This window comes from Halomonas sediminis, assembly GCF_044871105.1.
Lineage (GTDB): Bacteria > Pseudomonadota > Gammaproteobacteria > Pseudomonadales > Halomonadaceae > Vreelandella > Vreelandella zhuhanensis.
The window spans coordinates 2,777,462-2,792,824 of record NZ_CP085246.1; the positions used below are offsets into that span (position 1 = coordinate 2,777,462).

The following is a 15,363-nucleotide window of genomic DNA, read 5'->3' on the forward strand; positions in this document are numbered from 1 at the left end:
TAGTATTTGTCGAACCGTGCTTATCGAACCCCTTCAGTGTTGTTTCGAGACAAGGAGACCCTTCATGTTCAACACCATCATGGTACCGGTGGACCTGGCACACATTGAAACGCTGGAACCGGCATTAGCGGTAACCGCCGACATGGCCAAGCATCACAATGCCAGGATTTGTTATGTGGGCATTACCGCCATCACGCCCGGTACAGTTGCCAGAACGCCCGAAGAATACGAGCAAAAACTCGACGCCTTCGCCCAGAAACGTAAAGAGGTTCATGGGCAGCCCGTCAGCGTCAAGGTGTATGCATCGCCCGATCCTGTGGCAGATCTTGATGACCTTTTGATAAAGGCGATCAAGGAAGTCCAGGCTGACCTGGTGGTGATGGCAACCCATCCGCCCCGCCATCTGGATACCCTCATACCCTCTCACGGGGGCAAAGTAGCGACGCATACCCAAGCATCGGTATTCCTGGTACGCCCCACCGACGCCCAGGATTGAGATCAGCGCTTGCTGACGCGCTACATCTGACCCTCACCCACCAAAGGAGGCTGCTTCGTGGCTAATAATCCTGATGACAAGACCCCCTCGGAGGCAACGCCCTCCGAAGGTATACCGGCCCCCGAAGGGGCGGCAAATCTGATCGATACCGATTACGTTATCGGTCAGGACAATATCACGGCCAACAAATTCGGCCTGGATGTCGACCTGCACGGCAAGGTCTTCACCTTCTCCTCGATCGTGATCCTGCTGTTCGTGGTCCTGACGCTAGCGTTACAGGATCAGATGGAGCCGATCTTCAACAGCATGTTCAGCTTTCTGACCACCAACCTAGGCTGGTTTTTCCTGCTCGGCGCCAACGTCTTCGCGCTCCTGGCGCTGGTGCTGATCTTCACGCCCCTGGGTAAGGTGCGTATCGGGGGTGCTGATGCCACGCCGGACTTCGGCTACCTAGGCTGGTTCTCGATGCTGTTCGCCGCCGGCATGGGCATCGGGCTGATGTTCTACGGTGTGGCGGAACCCCTAGGCCACTATGGCACCGCCATGGGCGGTATCAGCGTGGGCGAAAATGGCGTGCGCACTGACTGGGCCCCGCTGGGTGCTGCCGCAGGGGATCAGGCCGGCGCCATCGACCTGAGCATGGCTGCCACCATCTTCCACTGGGGCATTCACCCCTGGGGTGCCTACGCCATTGTGGGCCTGTCGCTGGCGATCTTCTCCTTCAACAAGGGCCTACCGCTGACCATGCGTTCCATCTTCTACCCGGTACTGGGGGAGCGCATCTGGGGCTGGCCGGGACACGTGATCGACATCCTGGCGGTATTTGCCACCCTGTTTGGCCTGACTACCTCGCTAGGCCTCGGCGCTACGCAGGCAGCCGGGGGTCTTGAGTATCTGTTCGGCATCCCCGCCAACGACACCACCCTGGTGCTGCTGATCCTGGGGATTACCCTCGTGGCCCTGGGCTCGATCATGCTCGGCGTCGACAAGGGCGTGCAGCGCCTCTCCCAGTTGAACATGATGCTCGCTGCCCTGCTGCTGGGCTTCGTTATCATCATGGGCCCGACACTGATGATCGCTACTGACGTGGCCGATAATCTGGTCGGCTACGTGACCCACCTGCCGGCGCTCTCCATGCCGTTCGGACGTGAAGATGCCAACTTCAGCCAGGGCTGGACGGCCTTTTACTGGGCCTGGTGGATTGCCTGGTCGCCCTTCGTCGGCATGTTCATTGCTCGCATCAGCCGTGGCCGTACCGTGCGTGAGTTCCTGATCTCAGTGCTACTGATCCCGACCCTGGCCTCGGTGGTGTGGATGACCGCTTTCGGTACTACTGCCATCGACCAGGTGGTCAATTCCGGGATCACCGAGGTGCAGGATGCCGCCCTGGAGCTGCAGCTCTTCACCATGCTGGAGCAGCTGCCGCTGAGCGCCATTTCCTCATTCGTCGGCATCGTGCTGGTGGTCGTGTTCTTCATCACCTCGTCGGACTCCGGCTCGCTGGTGATCGACTCGATCACCGCCGGCGGCAAGGTAGACGCCCCCAAGCCCCAGCGTATTTTCTGGGCGCTGATTGAGGGTGCCCTTGCCATCGCCCTGCTGCTCGGTGGCGGTCTCGCCGCCCTGCAAACAGCCGCCCTCACCACCGGGTTGCCTTTCACCTTGGTGCTGCTGGTCGGCTGCTACGCCATCGTCAAGGGGCTGATGAGCGAGCCACGTAGCGGAAAACCAGAACCGCGCAAGACTAAAACGGTGTGAATGAATAAATAGATAAGCACGAAGCCGAAAAACGAAACGGGCGGCCACATGGCTGCCCGTTTCTATTCAAGCCCTGGATGATTATCAAGAGCTTGGGATGACCTTTTCAACACCAGAAGTCATGCAGCGGCGTATCGCGGTGATAATGCGTGGCAATCTGGGCTTGCAGCAATTCTGCCGTCGCCAACGCATCGATCAGGGCATGATGGCCCTGATACGCTGGCAATCCATAGCGTTCTCGGCTGGGCTGCAAGCGAATCGGTACCGGAGGATGCCCTACCCAACGTTTGAAACGCGCCCACATGGATTGCCGATGCCGCCGCGCTTCCAGCGACATGGTATCGATCATGGGAAACATGACACTCTCGCCACGGCGTGCCTTGACGGCCTCATTGAGAAAAGGCCGTTCGATATGTCGAAAATGCACCACGACGATACGCCCCGCCAAACTTTCCAGCAGCTCATTGAGGATTGCATCCAGATCCGGAGCCTGAGCGATTTCCGAGTGGGTAATATGATGATAGGCAATTGAGCTTTCGACCAAGGCGCGAGGCGGTTTTATCACCCAGTATCGCCGCTGTGAAACGCGAATTCGGTCCAGGGTAAAGGGAACCACTCCCAAGCTTACAATCGCATGGCGGCGCTCATCCAGGCCGGTGGTTTCCATATCCAGTGCCACCATTGGCACGTCCTTGATAGGCGTATCGGGAGCCGGTAACGGCGTGGCAAAGAAATTTGCCACGCCATCATCTCGAGCTTGCTCGGCACGTTGCGACATATATGTCTGCCAGTCCGACAAACGCTGCCTTGAACGCACTCTGAGCATTATGTAGCCCGCCGGTTGGCTGGCATCGGATAGCGAAACTTGAGAAATTTTTGTGCATTGCTCAATACCTGAAAAGCATCCTTGAGCGTATGCCGCTCCGTGTCGGCAACATTTTCCGGTTCAATATTGTTATCCGGCATTCGGCCTTCCTGTAAGTCAATTGCTTGATGACGGATACGCGACATGCACATGAATTCCAACGCATAGCGTAATTTGTCCACGGCACCCGGCATCAGAAGTTGCGTCTCAGCAATGTCATCCAAGCGTTGAAAAGAATTTTGCGCTCGAGAGCCTGCGGCCATGGCATGCACCCGAATCACATCCACCATGGGTGCCGTGCCTCGGCGCTTGAGATTGATCGAGTTGTTATGTTTACCATCCTTTTCCATTACAAAGGTGCGGAAAAACCCTAGGGGTGGCGTTCGGTTGAGCGCATTGCGCGCCATGGCGGCGAGAAACAATGGGCGTTGAGGTGCCTTTTCAGCAATCAGGTCCTGGAGCTGTTCAATGTAGATTTCTTCACCATCGACGGAGTCCAGATCAAAGAATATCGAACTATGCAACAAACGCTCGGGCGTCGGGTTGTCCATCCAGTCATTGAAATACATCTTCCAGATGCGCAAGGGTTGACGCCATTGACGGTTGGTTGCCATCACATCACCCTTGCAGTAGGTGTAACCACAGGCCGCCAGCCCATCGCTAACGTACTTGGCCAATGCCAGAAAGTAGCTGTCATGCTGCTCGGGAACAAAATCATCCGACAACACCAAGGCATTGTCCTGGTCGGTGACGATGTTCTGTTCGTTGCGCGCCATGGAGCCATTGACCATGAAGCAATAAGGCACCGGTGGCGGCCCTAGTTCCTCTTCGGCCAACTCCAGTAAACGACGCGTGAGCCCTCGGCCGATGGTGGATAAGGCACTTCCCACCATGTGCGAATTGGCCCCTTCGTCCACCATCCGCACAAAGGCGGCGCGTACATCCGATGCCAGACGTGCCAGACCCTCTGCGCTTGACTGGCTAAAGATATTGCTCACCAGATAGAGCCCGCTCTGGGTTTCGTAACGAATGATGTCCGATAGATGGACGATACCCACCGGACGCCGACGATAAAGTACCGGTAGATGATGTATGTTATTGCGCAGCATGGTGAGCATGGCCTCATAAACCGTCTCATCCGACTGGATCGTGATCAGCCGCTGGGAAATCACCTCCCCCACCGGGGTCTCGGGGGAGAGCCCTTGTGCCACCACGCGCGTCCTGAAATCGCTGTCGGTCAAAATGCCGCGGATCTGCCAAGTACGCTCTTCGCTGTCGATAAAGCTGCGGCGAGGATCGTCGTCAGCTTCTTCCAATACCAAGGCGGCCGACACCTGAGCCTCGGTCACTTGGCGTGCTGCTTGCTGTACGCTGGTGGTGGTCTCGACCATGACCGGATAACGGGAGAGCAATTTGCGTATCCGAGTGATCATCATGTCGTTGTCTTTTTTTTGTTGTTCCACGGCTGTTTCCAGACGCGGTCTTTCCAGTTCAACAAAATCAGCAAAGTGATCATCTTCAGCACAGAGTGTCTGAAACACTTCATCCGGAATGAAATAGATCAAGGTATCTTCGATGGCCTTGGCGGGAAAACTCACTCTATGACTACGTAACAAGCTGAAGTGGCCGAAAATATCGCCTTCGCCCAACCGGTTATAGAGCTCACCTTTGCGTCGATACACTTCGACGGCGCCACTACGGATGTAACATAAATCCGTTACTGGCTGGCCGAAAAGCATGATGTCACTGCCGGCTTTAAAGTAACTAATCTCGACATGGGTCGCGATCAGGTCCAGGAGGTCGTCCGACAAGCTATCGAAAGGCGGAAATTTGCCCATATGTTGACGAATATCGAGAAGTTCCACGTCCATGCTACCTCCTGGTCCTGCATTCAATGAGACTCTTCATGCTTGCTATCTGATTGCGAGTCAGTGTGGAGCGCCATGCACCGGGCGTAAAGTCATCCGGACAGGAAATCGCACATAAAAAAAGCCACCCTCGGGTGGCTTCTTATGTACGCGCCATCAACAATACCAGATGGCGCGTATTTCGCTAATCAAGCGAAATCGGGCAGTATAGATCAGGAATCAGCTGCCATTTCTTGAACACGTTGCATCATTTCCGGATTCTGCTGGATCGCCTGACCGATGGCATTGAACGTATCGACATCCAGACCGCTATTTTCCACGACTTCAATCATCTTGTCGTTGGCTTCAGCACGAACTTCCTGCTGAGCGGATTCGTCTTCTGCACCATGTAGACGCTCGGTGTATTCTTGAGAAATCACTGCGATTTCCTGTGACGCATCGGCGAACTGTTGCAGCTGCTGATCAGAAAAATCCTGCGCCATCGGGGCGGATTGCTGGGTTGTCGCAGGATCTTGAGCGGAATCCTGTTGAGCGTGGGCGGTAGCCGTCATAAAACCGGCAGCCAGAAGAGCAGCTGAAAACAGTGCGGTCATCCGTTTCATGAAAAGAACCTCTACATAGTGAATGTTGAATTGCCCCCCTGTGACGCGTGTTGGGCAGGCAGGTTCCTTTTTTAATGTAAAAAAACGCAAAAGATTGTAACAAAATTTAAACAAAACTCCCGGCTAATCACCGCAGTTCGGCAGAAACAAGAGATCAACCTCATGTCAAAAAGCGTAGCGACACCCACTGCCGCCTCCCTGGGGCTGGCCGCCATGCCGGTGGTCTTTGTATTGTTATGGAGCACGGGATTCATTGGGGCCAAGTTCGGCTTGCCATACGCCGAGCCCTTTACTTTCCTGTTCGTGCGTTTTGTATTGACGCTCGCCTTGTTGCTACCGCTAGTGCTGGTGATGCGCATTTCCTGGCCTCGAGATGCCAAGCTGTGGGCACATATCGGTGTCTCGGGGCTTTTGGTGCATGGCGCCTATTTGGGCGGTGTGTTTTATGGCATTTACCTGGGCATGCCCGCGGGGTTGGCTTCCCTGTTAGTAGGCTTACAGCCGCTTCTGACGGCAGCCTGTGCCGGGCCTTTGCTCAACGAACGGTTAACCACACGCCAATGGTTGGGCCTGGGACTAGGGCTTTTAGGCATTACGCTGGTGCTGGGCAGCAAGCTTGAACTAGGGGAATCGTTGTTCCAGGGGTTCGGTCTGGGCGCCTTGTTCAGCGTCCTGGCGGCATTGGCCGGGATTTCGCTGGGCACCCTTTATCAGAAACGTTTCTGCACCACCATGCCGCTACTTTCCGGCGCGGTGATTCAGTACGTTGCCGCTGGCCTGCTACTTGGCTTGGGCGCCCTGCTTTTTGAAACCCGGCAGATCGATTGGACGCCTACCTTCATTCTGACACTTGGCTGGTTAGTGTTGATTCTCTCGATAGCCGCCATCCTGCTGTTGATGGCACTGATCAAGCGAGGGGAGGCATCACGCGTCGCCAGCCTGTTTTATCTGGTACCCCCAGTGACCGCTCTTCAAGCCTGGTGGTTATTTGACGAACGCCTGCCGCTACTCGGCTTAGGTGGTATGGCAGTGGCTATCATCGGTGTAGTATTAGTAGTCCATAAAGGTAAGAGTACCTCATCGCGCCGTTAACTCAATTTATGTCAGGATGCGTATAACACATGCAAGGCCACTCCAATTGCGCGCGTGTTGCAGGCCACTGCAATCGCTGTGATAAGCCAGTGCCGTTTGCCTTTACCATGGCATTCCAGCCCATCGTTGATGTGCATCAGAAACGTATTGTTTATTACGAGGCGCTAGTTCGTGGCCTGAATGGCGAATCCGCCGGCAGCATTCTTGGCCAGGTGACCGACGATTTGATGTATCGGTTCGATCAAGCTTGCCGCATCAAAGCCATCGAACTTGCCAGTCAACTCGATATGCAGGAAATACTCTCGATCAATTTCATGCCTAATGCCGTCTACGAGCCCGAGGCGTGTATTCAGGCTACCCTGGAAACGTCTCAACGGGTGGGCTGGCCCACTCAACGGCTTAATTTCGAAATTACCGAGACCGAACGCGTCAGAGATCGCGCGCACCTGCGCAACATCATCGAAAGCTACCATGCCATGGGCTTCACCACCTCGCTGGATGATTTCGGCAATGGGTTTGCCAACCTGGATTTATTGACCGACTTGCGCCCGGACACGCTCAAGATCGACCGTGAATTGATCATGGACTGTGACACTAACAAGCGACGCCAAGCTATCCTGCGTAGCATTGTCGTTCTGGCCGAAAATCTCGGCACCAAACTGGTGGGGGAAGGGATTGAAACCCGTGAGGAGTCGCGCTGCCTGGTGGACTTGGGAATAAATGTGCAACAGGGTTTTTATTTTTCGCGGCCCAAGCTGGAAGCGTTGGCCACGATTGATCCGGAAAAATATCTCTGACGCCTGACAGGTTCTACGCATCGGTTTCTATCAAGGATTGGAGAGTCGCTCCAAATAAGCAGAGCCTCCCAAGTTACGCATCTGCTGACGAATCCACTGGCTTCGCCGTTCAACCTGATCATTCGGACGGGCAGCATTACGGGTCCGTGGGCTGGGTAGAATCGCCGCGAGCAGGCTGGCCTGCCGTACGCTCAATGTATCGGCGGAGGCCCCGAAATAATGCTGGGCGGCAGCTTCCAGACCAAACACGGCGTTATCCCATTCCGCCACGTTGAGATACACCTCAAGAATCCGCTGTTTACTCCAGAACGTTTCGATCAACAGGGTGAACCAAGCTTCCAGCCCTTTACGTAACCAGCTTCGCCCGCTCCAAAGAAAGACATTCTTGGCGGTTTGCTGGCTAAGCGTACTCGCACCACGTAACCGAGCCCCATTACGGCTCGCCTCCCAGGCACGTTTCAACTCCACCAGATCAAAACCGTGGTGCTGAGGAAAGCGCTGGTCTTCAGCGGCAATCACCGCCAATTTGGCATTCACCGACATCGCTTCCCAAGAGCGCCACTCTCGCTTGATATCGATGGGTTCACTATGAACCCAGCTTTGAATCTTACGCTCCACCATCACCATGGAGCCCGGTGGCGGCACCACACGAAACAACACCACCAAGACCACAGATACCAGCACAAACGCCAGCACGCCACGCCACATAACCCTCCAAACCAGGTGAGCGAGACGACGCAACGTGCGGCTTAGCATGAAAGATTCGCCATGTTAGCGCTTGAACAAATGTTCGGCATGATAGCGAAGGTGATCCTCGATGAATGAGGCGATGAAGAAGTAGCTATGGTCGTAGCCGGGTTGCCGACGCAAAGTCAGCGGATGATCGTGTTCTTCACAGACCGCTTCCAGACGTTCGGGTTTGAGCTGTTCTTCAAGAAAATCATCCGCGTCCCCTTGGTCGATGAACAGACGTTGGCGTGAGGCGCCATGGGCAACCAGCTCACAGGCGTCATATTGACGCCAGCGCGAGACATCATCACCCAAATACTCGGTAAAGGCTTTTTTACCCCATGGAGAGGCGATGGGGTTCACCACCGGTGAGAAAGCCGAGACCGAACGAAACCGACCGGGGTGGCGCAGGGCCAGGATCAAGGCGCCATGACCACCCATCGAATGTCCACTGATGGATTCCCGGCCATTGACCGGAAAGTGTTGGCGTACGACCGAAGGCAGTTCCTCGATCACATAATCGTACATCCGGTAGTGCTTTTTCCAAGGTGCTTCGCTGGCATTGACATAGAACCCCGCGCCCGACCCTAGGTCGTAACTCTCATGCTCGCCGGGCAGATCCGTTCCCCTTGGGCTGGTATCGGGACATACGATCGCGACACCCAACTCCGCCGCCACTCGCTGCGCGCCGGCTTTCTGCATGAAATTTTCATCCGTACAGGTAAGTCCGGAAAGCCACCACAACAAGGGCACCCGTTCTTTTTCCGCCTGAGGAGGTAGATATACCGCAAACACCATCTCGCAATCCAAGGCACGGGAATAATGGCGGTAACGCTTGTGCCACCCTCCAAAGCTGCGGTTGGCCGACACCAATTCCAATGTTTCACTCATGCTCATGAGGGGCTCCTTGTGATAGCGACTCGATCATGCTGGGTATTTATTCATCATCATACCGGACTTCAATAGTGCAGCACGGTTCGAATGCTCTTGCCGGCGTGGAGTAGCTCAAATGCCTCATTGATCTTTTCGAAAGGCATATCCTGAGTAATGAACTCGTCAATCTTGAGCTCACCATTCATGTAACGGTCGACATAACCCGGCAATTCACTTCTGCCTTTCACGCCCCCAAAGGCGGAACCTTTCCAGACACGCCCAGTGACCAATTGAAAAGGCCGCGTGCAAATTTCTTCACCGGCACCGGCCACGCCGATGATGATGGATTCTCCCCAGCCCTTGTGACAACACTCCAGCGCCGAGCGCATGACGTTCACATTGCCGATACACTCGAAGGAGTAGTCAACGCCACCATCGGTCAAGTCCACGATCACCTCTTGAATCGGTGCGGCATGGTCCTTGGGGTTGACGAAATCCGTGGCGCCGAATTGCCTGGCCAGCTCGAACTTATCGGCGTTGATGTCGATAGCGATGATACGGGCAGCCTTAGCCATCTGGGCGCCCTGGATCACTGCCAAGCCGATGGCGCCCAGACCGAAAACAGCCACTGTAGCACCCGGCTCGACCTTGGCGGTATTGAGTACCGCACCAATACCCGTGGTGACGCCACACCCCAACAGACAGATCTTGTCCATCGGGGCCTCTTTTGACACCACTGCCAGGGAGACTTCCGGCAATACGGTGTATTCGCTGAACGTGGAAGTACCCATGTAATGGTACAACGGCTTGCCTTCCAGCGAAAAACGGCTGGTGCCATCGGGCATCACCCCTTTGCCTTGGGTCGCCCGCACGGCGCTACACAGATTGGTCTTACCGGATAGGCAGAATTTACACTTGCCACATTCAGCGGTATAGAGCGGAATCACATGGTCACCCGGTTTGACGCTGACCACCCCTTCCCCGACTTCTTCGACTACCCCGGCGCCTTCATGGCCGAGTACCGCGGGAAAGTTACCCTCCGGGTCCGCTCCGGACAGCGTAAAGGCATCGGTGTGACACACACTGGTTGCCACCATTCGCACCAGCACCTCACCGGCTTTCGGTCCTTCTACATCGATCTCGACAAGTTCGAGCGGTTTACCGGCGCTTAACGCCACGGCAGCACGTGATTTCATGAAACCCTCCTAAGATCGACTATGGCTCCAACAGGACGGCAGTCCCGTCTGGTGGAACAGTGATTTTCATTGAATCAGAGATTTAGCAGTGTACGTCAGCGACGAGATGGGTTGAAGCATCTACCTTCAAGATAGATACTGGCAATTCGTGAATGCCCAGTGCGCGTTTCGAAAAGTCGCGTTATACTTAACATTCATAAGTGGATGTATATCGTCGCCAAGCGCCATTTGTTAATAAGGTAATTCATGCCTCATCCTCCCCATGCGCCTATTTCCTTTCGAGCCGCAACTTTGCGCACTGTGCTCTATGTACTGCTCGTGGGAGCTATCGCGCAAGGCGCCTATCTGGAAGCTCTCTATTTCCCCGGAATTCGCTTTTCCGAGTGGGGATTCACCGAGTTCACCCAGACGTTGTTTCTGGTTAGCAGTTGCGCCCTGCTTCTCTATATACGCCAGGGCCTCAAGGTATGGCCCAACGTCACGCTACTGATGCTGGCGTTTCTCGCCGCCTCGCTGGTCAGGGAGCAGGATGCTTTTCTCGACACCTACGTGGCAGATAATACCTGGAAGGTACTGGTGGCCTTCATCATCCTGCCTTCCCTTTACTGGGTAGGACGCAACCGGCATCGCTTCCTCGACGAATTCACCTATTTTGGCAACTCGCTTTCCTTCGGCTTGTTCATGTCCGGCCTGCTGGTCACCTATGTCTTTTCCCGCCTTTATGGGCGCCAGGATTTCTGGCGCGCGGTGCTGGAGGATGACTATGTGCGCGACTTCAAGAATGTCGCGGAAGAAGTGGTAGAGCTAATGGGCTATGCCTTGATACTGATTGCCGTTATTGAACTGCTCATCATGGCGCGGCGCTGGCGTCTAGCCAACGCTTGATAGCAGGCGGCATGCACTAGAATATAAAAAAACGCCCACAGCTTGGCTGCGGACGTTTTGTCGAGCATACAGGACGCCTACTTACTGCCTTGCTAAACTTGACGCTACCGAATTACTCGTCGAGAAACGAGCGTAATGGCTCCGAGCGGCTCGGATGACGCAGCTTGCGCAATGCCTTGGCTTCAATCTGACGAATACGCTCACGAGTGACATCGAACTGCTTACCGACTTCTTCAAGCGTGTGGTCGGTATTCATATCGATCCCGAAACGCATACGCAGCACCTTGGCTTCACGGGCCGTCAGCCCACCCAGGACGTTACGTGTCGCTTCGATCAAGCCTTCGCCGGTAGCCATGTCAATCGGCAACAGCATGGTACCGTCTTCAATGAAGTCACCCAGGTGCGAATCGTCGTCATCACCAATGGGGGTCTCCATGGAGATCGGCTCCTTGGCGATCTTGAGCACCTTGCGTACTTTTTCTTCCGGCATTTCCAGGCGTTCACCCAACTCTTCCGGTGTCGGCTCACGCCCCATTTCCTGAAGCATCTGGCGCGATACCCGGTTGAGCTTATTGATCGTCTCGATCATGTGAACTGGAATACGGATGGTACGTGCCTGGTCAGCGATCGAACGGGTAATCGCCTGACGAATCCACCAAGTGGCATAGGTCGAGAACTTATAACCCCGGCGATATTCGAACTTGTCCACCGCCTTCATCAAGCCGATATTGCCCTCCTGGATAAGATCCAGGAATTGCAGGCCACGGTTGGTGTACTTCTTGGCAATCGATATCACCAAGCGCAGGTTGGCCTCGACCATTTCTTTCTTGGCACGACGTGCTTTCGCCTCACCAATCGAGAGACGGCGATTGACTTCCTTCAAGGAGGCCACCGGCAACTGCACCATATCTTCTTCAAAAGCGATCTTGCGTTGAGCACGCGCGATGTCCGTACGCAATGGCTCCAGACGATCGGCATAGCGGGGGAATTCCGCTTGAAAATCATCCAGCCAGTCCTTGCGCGACTCGTTACCCGGGAATGCCTTGATGAAGGTCTTGCGCGGCACTTTGGCTTTTTTCACGCACAGCTGCATCACGGCCTTTTCCTGAGCACGTACCTGCTCGACACTGATCCGTACCTGGCCTACCAGACGTTCGAAATGCTTGGGCACCAGCTTGATGGGAGAAAACAACTCTGCCAAACGAGCCTGCTCTGCCTTGACCTTCGGATCATTCCGGCCATGTTTTTCTAGGGCTTCGAGAAAGGCGGCATTCTGCTCACGAATCTGCTCAAAGCGTGCCTTCGCTTCTTCTGGGTCAGGTCCACCTTCGCTTGCAGTGGAATCCTCTTCCTCGCCGTCCTCGGCATCGAGATCACTTTCCGGGATTTCCTCGGGCTCTGGGACTTCAGCCTCTGCCACGCCGGGAATACCTTCGTCGGGATCGATAAAGCCGGAAAACAGATCGGAAAGACGCCCGGGCGCCTCTTCATCCTGAGTGGCATCATAGGCATCAAGGATCGAACTGACGGCACCCGGCAGGTATGCCAGCGCCGACATGACTTCGCGTGTGCCCTCTTCAATCCGCTTGGCGATCTTGATCTCGCCTTCACGGGTGAGAAGCTCCACCGTTCCCATTTCACGCATGTACATGCGTACCGGGTCGGTAGTGCGTCCCACGTCACTTTCCACGGCCGCAAGAGCCGCCACGGCCTCTTCCGCCGCGGACTCGTCCGTGGAGTGATCCGACATCATCAAAGTGTCTTCATCCGGGGCAACTTCAACGACACTGATACCCATGTCGTTGATCATGCCAATGATGTCTTCCACTTGATCCGGGTCGGCGATATCCTCAGGTAGATGGTCGTTGACCTCGGCATAGGTCAGGTAGCCCTGTTCCTTGCCGCGCGCGATCAACTCCTTCAGACGTGACTGCTGCTGCGCATTTCCAGCCATAGAAACCCTATCTCGACGAAGAAGAATGAAGCACCTGAAGCGCTGAGAAGGAAAAACTCAACAAGCCGGACAGTATAACGTTAGCGATGGGATATTTTCCAGCTTAGCGTATTTGCGCGGCAATTCAGGTGTGTTAGGTTGTTTGGTTGGCCAGCATTTGATAGCTGGCCGGCAATGTGGTGAATGTGGTGATGGTCAGGCAAGAATTCAACCCCTAACCGGAAAACATCCCTACAAGAACGCCTTTTATCGACGCCCCTGGCTCACCGAACACGCTTACGTCAGGAACGCTGCGAAAGCTCCATGACCAAGGTCGCCAAACGCCGACGCTGGTCGTGATCGAGGCGCTTCCCCGCCCTCTCCTGGGCCAACAAGGCGTCGTATTCCTCTTGCGGCGACTGTCGCCGCCGGCGCTTTTCGAAGTGTTCCAGCAATCCCGTAAGTTCCGCTTTCCGTGTGGCTTTGGGAATCAACAGTTCACGCCGCGCCAGGCTGGTCAAACGCTGCCCCTCCAGGCTGCCTTGAAAATGCGCCAGTAACACCTGGGTACTGCGGTAGCGCCCCGCCCTGAGCAGTTTCGCCACGGCAGAGTATAACAAGGCATCCGGGTCATCTTCGGGCAGCCAATCCTCTTCATCGGGCAGGACCTCCATCAACCCCGGTTCATGCAAAAGCAATTGCACGATACGCGCCAAAGGGCTCAAGGCTCCCGCAGATGCTTTTGCCGGCACCGTTGGCGTCCGGCGACTCACTACCTGAGCTTCTTTCTGCTCCGAAGGGCCGACCTCGCGCAAGCGCCCGGCTGTCTGGGCCTGTTGCTCGCGCTGCGCCAGCAATTCGCCTAGGCGCTGACGGGACAGCCCGCTGCGCCGAGCCAATTCTTCCAACAACAGCGACTTGAGTACGCCTTCCGGCACCTTCGCAAGCGCTATCAATACCTTGGTGGCAAAGCGTTCACGCCCTTCCACCCCCGACAACGCCTGGCCTTCACCGGCCTGCTCGAACAGAAACTCCGAAAGCGGCATGGCACAGGTCACACGGTCCGCGAACGCCTCACGACCTTCACGGCGCACCAAGGTGTCGGGATCTTCACCATCCGGCAAGAACAGAAAGCGTGCCTCTCTGCCATCGAGCATCAACGGTAGAATGGTTTCCAAGGCCCGGCTTGCCGCTTGAAGTCCCGCCCGATCGCCATCGAAGCAAAATACTACCCGGCTGACCAAGCGGAATAATCGAGTTAGATGCTCTTCGGTGGTTGCAGTTCCCAATGTCGCGACTGCATTTTGGATACCGTACTGGGCCAACGCCACGACATCCATATAGCCTTCGACGATCACCACCTGCTCCAGGCGCGGGTTCGCCTGGCGCGCTTCGTACAAGCCGTACAGTTCCCGGCCTTTGTGAAATACCGGCGTTTCCGGAGAATTCAGGTATTTCGGCTGAGCGTCCCCCATGACCCGCCCGCCAAAAGCGATAGTGCGGCCGCGAACATCACGGATAGGGAAAATGACCCGGTCACGAAATCGGTCGTAGGTACGTCCACTGTCTTCATGCTGAATCAGTAGCCCGTACTCCACCTGAACCGGCTCGGCGATACCGCGTTCGCTCAAATGTCGCTTGAGCCCTTCCCACCCGGAAGGAGCGTAGCCAATCCCATAGGTTTTGACCACTTCCTGCGACAATTTGCGACGCTTCAGGTAATCGCGCGCCGCCGCACCTTCCTGCATGGCCAGCCGTTCGCGATAAAAACTTGCGGCAAGCTCGAGAAGATTGACGCCCTCCCGGCGTTTTTTTTCACGCCCCTTGGCATGGGGGTCATCTGCGCCTTCCCGCGGCACCTCAAGGCCCAGGCGCCCCGCCAAATGCTCCACTGCGTCGGGAAACAGCAGCTTGTCATATTCCATCAGGAAACGCAGGGCGTTACCGTGAGCGCCACAGCCAAAGCAATGATAGAACTGCTTGTCGGCACTGACAGTGAAGGAAGGCGTCTTTTCCTGATGAAACGGACACAGACCCGAGTAATTACGACCCGCTTTTTTCAGCGACACACGCTCACCGACAACTTCAACCACATCGACGCGGCCGAGCAAGTCATCAATGAAACGTTGAGGAATCTGACCCGCCATAGGTTGCCAGTGGCCTCGCCTGAGGCGTTGTTTCATTCCCGCAGCACCTGAGCGGCACGACAAGAAGATCTAACAAAACGAAAAACAAACGGCCACCTAGTGGCGGCCGCTTGGCATCCCTC

The 15,363-nt window shown here is 55.6% G+C and carries 13 protein-coding genes; 5 read left to right on the forward strand and 8 right to left on the reverse strand.

Going from position 1 to position 15,363, the window contains the following annotated elements; translation table 11 throughout:
* The first annotated feature begins 64 nt into the window (after nucleotides 1–64).
* Nucleotides 65–496 carry a universal stress protein gene (locus LG290_RS13130; protein WP_499835187.1) on the forward strand — a complete coding sequence of 144 codons (432 nt, stop codon included), beginning with the start codon at nucleotides 65–67 and terminating at the stop codon, nucleotides 494–496.
* 57 nt (nucleotides 497–553) lie between these two features.
* Nucleotides 554–2,254: a BCCT family transporter gene (locus LG290_RS13135; RefSeq protein ID WP_499835188.1), complete on the forward strand. Its 1,701-nt coding sequence runs from the start codon at nucleotides 554–556 to the stop codon at nucleotides 2,252–2,254.
* Nucleotides 2,255–2,360: 106 nt separating this feature from the next.
* Here LG290_RS13135 and LG290_RS13140 read toward each other — a convergent pair whose 3' ends face one another.
* The 3 genes from LG290_RS13140 to LG290_RS13150 form a co-directional block, all read right to left on the reverse strand.
* On the reverse strand, nucleotides 2,361–3,080 hold the full coding sequence (locus LG290_RS13140) for a 3'-5' exonuclease (protein ID WP_499835189.1): 720 nt from the start codon (nucleotides 3,078–3,080) through the stop codon (nucleotides 2,361–2,363).
* The gene (locus tag LG290_RS13145; RefSeq protein WP_160419613.1) at nucleotides 3,080–4,990 is read right to left on the reverse strand and encodes a DUF294 nucleotidyltransferase-like domain-containing protein; all 1,911 of its coding nucleotides are present in this window, start codon (nucleotides 4,988–4,990) and stop codon (nucleotides 3,080–3,082) included. The genes LG290_RS13140 and LG290_RS13145 overlap by 1 nt, the downstream gene beginning before the upstream one ends.
* Nucleotides 4,991–5,199: 209 nt before the next feature.
* Nucleotides 5,200–5,589 (reverse strand): DUF4168 domain-containing protein, encoded by a 390-nt coding sequence (locus LG290_RS13150; RefSeq protein WP_499837106.1) that lies wholly within the window; start codon nucleotides 5,587–5,589, stop codon nucleotides 5,200–5,202.
* A gap of 162 nt (nucleotides 5,590–5,751) precedes the next feature.
* Here LG290_RS13150 and LG290_RS13155 point away from each other — a divergent pair, with 162 nt between their 5' ends.
* Nucleotides 5,752–6,681, forward strand: a complete 930-nt coding sequence (locus LG290_RS13155; protein ID WP_499835190.1) for a DMT family transporter — start codon at nucleotides 5,752–5,754, stop codon at nucleotides 6,679–6,681.
* Nucleotides 6,682–6,710: 29 nt separating this feature from the next.
* Nucleotides 6,711–7,478 (forward strand): EAL domain-containing protein, encoded by a 768-nt coding sequence (locus LG290_RS13160; RefSeq protein ID WP_499835191.1) that lies wholly within the window; start codon nucleotides 6,711–6,713, stop codon nucleotides 7,476–7,478.
* Between the two features lie 30 nt (nucleotides 7,479–7,508).
* On the opposite strand, the gene mtgA is transcribed toward LG290_RS13160, so the two are convergent.
* From mtgA to LG290_RS13175, 3 genes are all read right to left on the reverse strand, one after another.
* Complete coding sequence (gene mtgA, locus LG290_RS13165) at nucleotides 7,509–8,234, reverse strand: monofunctional biosynthetic peptidoglycan transglycosylase (RefSeq protein WP_160419610.1); 726 nt, start codon at nucleotides 8,232–8,234, stop codon at nucleotides 7,509–7,511.
* Between the two features lie 15 nt (nucleotides 8,235–8,249).
* Complete coding sequence (gene fghA / locus LG290_RS13170; RefSeq protein ID WP_499835192.1) at nucleotides 8,250–9,104, reverse strand: S-formylglutathione hydrolase; 855 nt, start codon at nucleotides 9,102–9,104, stop codon at nucleotides 8,250–8,252.
* A 62-nt stretch (nucleotides 9,105–9,166) separates the two neighbouring features.
* Nucleotides 9,167–10,276, reverse strand: a complete 1,110-nt coding sequence (locus tag LG290_RS13175) for an S-(hydroxymethyl)glutathione dehydrogenase/class III alcohol dehydrogenase (RefSeq protein WP_160419608.1) — start codon at nucleotides 10,274–10,276, stop codon at nucleotides 9,167–9,169.
* A 246-nt stretch (nucleotides 10,277–10,522) separates the two neighbouring features.
* On the opposite strand from LG290_RS13175, the gene LG290_RS13180 reads away from it, so the two are divergent.
* The gene (locus LG290_RS13180) at nucleotides 10,523–11,161 is read left to right on the forward strand and encodes a hypothetical protein (protein WP_499835193.1); all 639 of its coding nucleotides are present in this window, start codon (nucleotides 10,523–10,525) and stop codon (nucleotides 11,159–11,161) included.
* Nucleotides 11,162–11,273: 112 nt separating this feature from the next.
* Here LG290_RS13180 and rpoD read toward each other — a convergent pair whose 3' ends face one another.
* Together rpoD and dnaG are read right to left on the reverse strand one after the other, a co-directional pair.
* The gene (gene rpoD, locus LG290_RS13185; protein ID WP_160419606.1) at nucleotides 11,274–13,115 is read right to left on the reverse strand and encodes an RNA polymerase sigma factor RpoD; all 1,842 of its coding nucleotides are present in this window, start codon (nucleotides 13,113–13,115) and stop codon (nucleotides 11,274–11,276) included.
* A 281-nt stretch (nucleotides 13,116–13,396) separates the two neighbouring features.
* Nucleotides 13,397–15,241, reverse strand: a complete 1,845-nt coding sequence (dnaG, locus tag LG290_RS13190; RefSeq protein WP_499837107.1) for a DNA primase — start codon at nucleotides 15,239–15,241, stop codon at nucleotides 13,397–13,399.
* Nucleotides 15,242–15,363 lie beyond the last annotated feature (122 nt).

What these genes read in the sequence shown, in the direction of transcription:
- LG290_RS13130 (WP_499835187.1), top strand. Translation starts at nt 65, where the DNA reads ATGTTCAACACCATCATGGTACCGGTGGACCTGGCACACATTGAAACG.
- LG290_RS13140 (WP_499835189.1), bottom strand. Translation starts at nt 3,080, where the DNA reads ATGCTCAGAGTGCGTTCAAGGCAGCGTTTGTCGGACTGGCAGACATAT.
- LG290_RS13145 (WP_160419613.1), bottom strand. Translation starts at nt 4,990, where the DNA reads ATGGACGTGGAACTTCTCGATATTCGTCAACATATGGGCAAATTTCCG.
- LG290_RS13150 (WP_499837106.1), bottom strand. Translation starts at nt 5,589, where the DNA reads ATGAAACGGATGACCGCACTGTTTTCAGCTGCTCTTCTGGCTGCCGGT.
- LG290_RS13155 (WP_499835190.1), top strand. Translation starts at nt 5,752, where the DNA reads ATGTCAAAAAGCGTAGCGACACCCACTGCCGCCTCCCTGGGGCTGGCC.
- LG290_RS13160 (WP_499835191.1), top strand. Translation starts at nt 6,711, where the DNA reads ATGCAAGGCCACTCCAATTGCGCGCGTGTTGCAGGCCACTGCAATCGC.
- mtgA (WP_160419610.1), bottom strand. Translation starts at nt 8,234, where the DNA reads ATGCTAAGCCGCACGTTGCGTCGTCTCGCTCACCTGGTTTGGAGGGTT.
- fghA (WP_499835192.1), bottom strand. Translation starts at nt 9,104, where the DNA reads ATGAGCATGAGTGAAACATTGGAATTGGTGTCGGCCAACCGCAGCTTT.
- LG290_RS13175 (WP_160419608.1), bottom strand. Translation starts at nt 10,276, where the DNA reads ATGAAATCACGTGCTGCCGTGGCGTTAAGCGCCGGTAAACCGCTCGAA.
- LG290_RS13180 (WP_499835193.1), top strand. Translation starts at nt 10,523, where the DNA reads ATGCCTCATCCTCCCCATGCGCCTATTTCCTTTCGAGCCGCAACTTTG.
- rpoD (WP_160419606.1), bottom strand. Translation starts at nt 13,115, where the DNA reads ATGGCTGGAAATGCGCAGCAGCAGTCACGTCTGAAGGAGTTGATCGCG.
- dnaG (WP_499837107.1), bottom strand. Translation starts at nt 15,241, where the DNA reads ATGGCGGGTCAGATTCCTCAACGTTTCATTGATGACTTGCTCGGCCGC.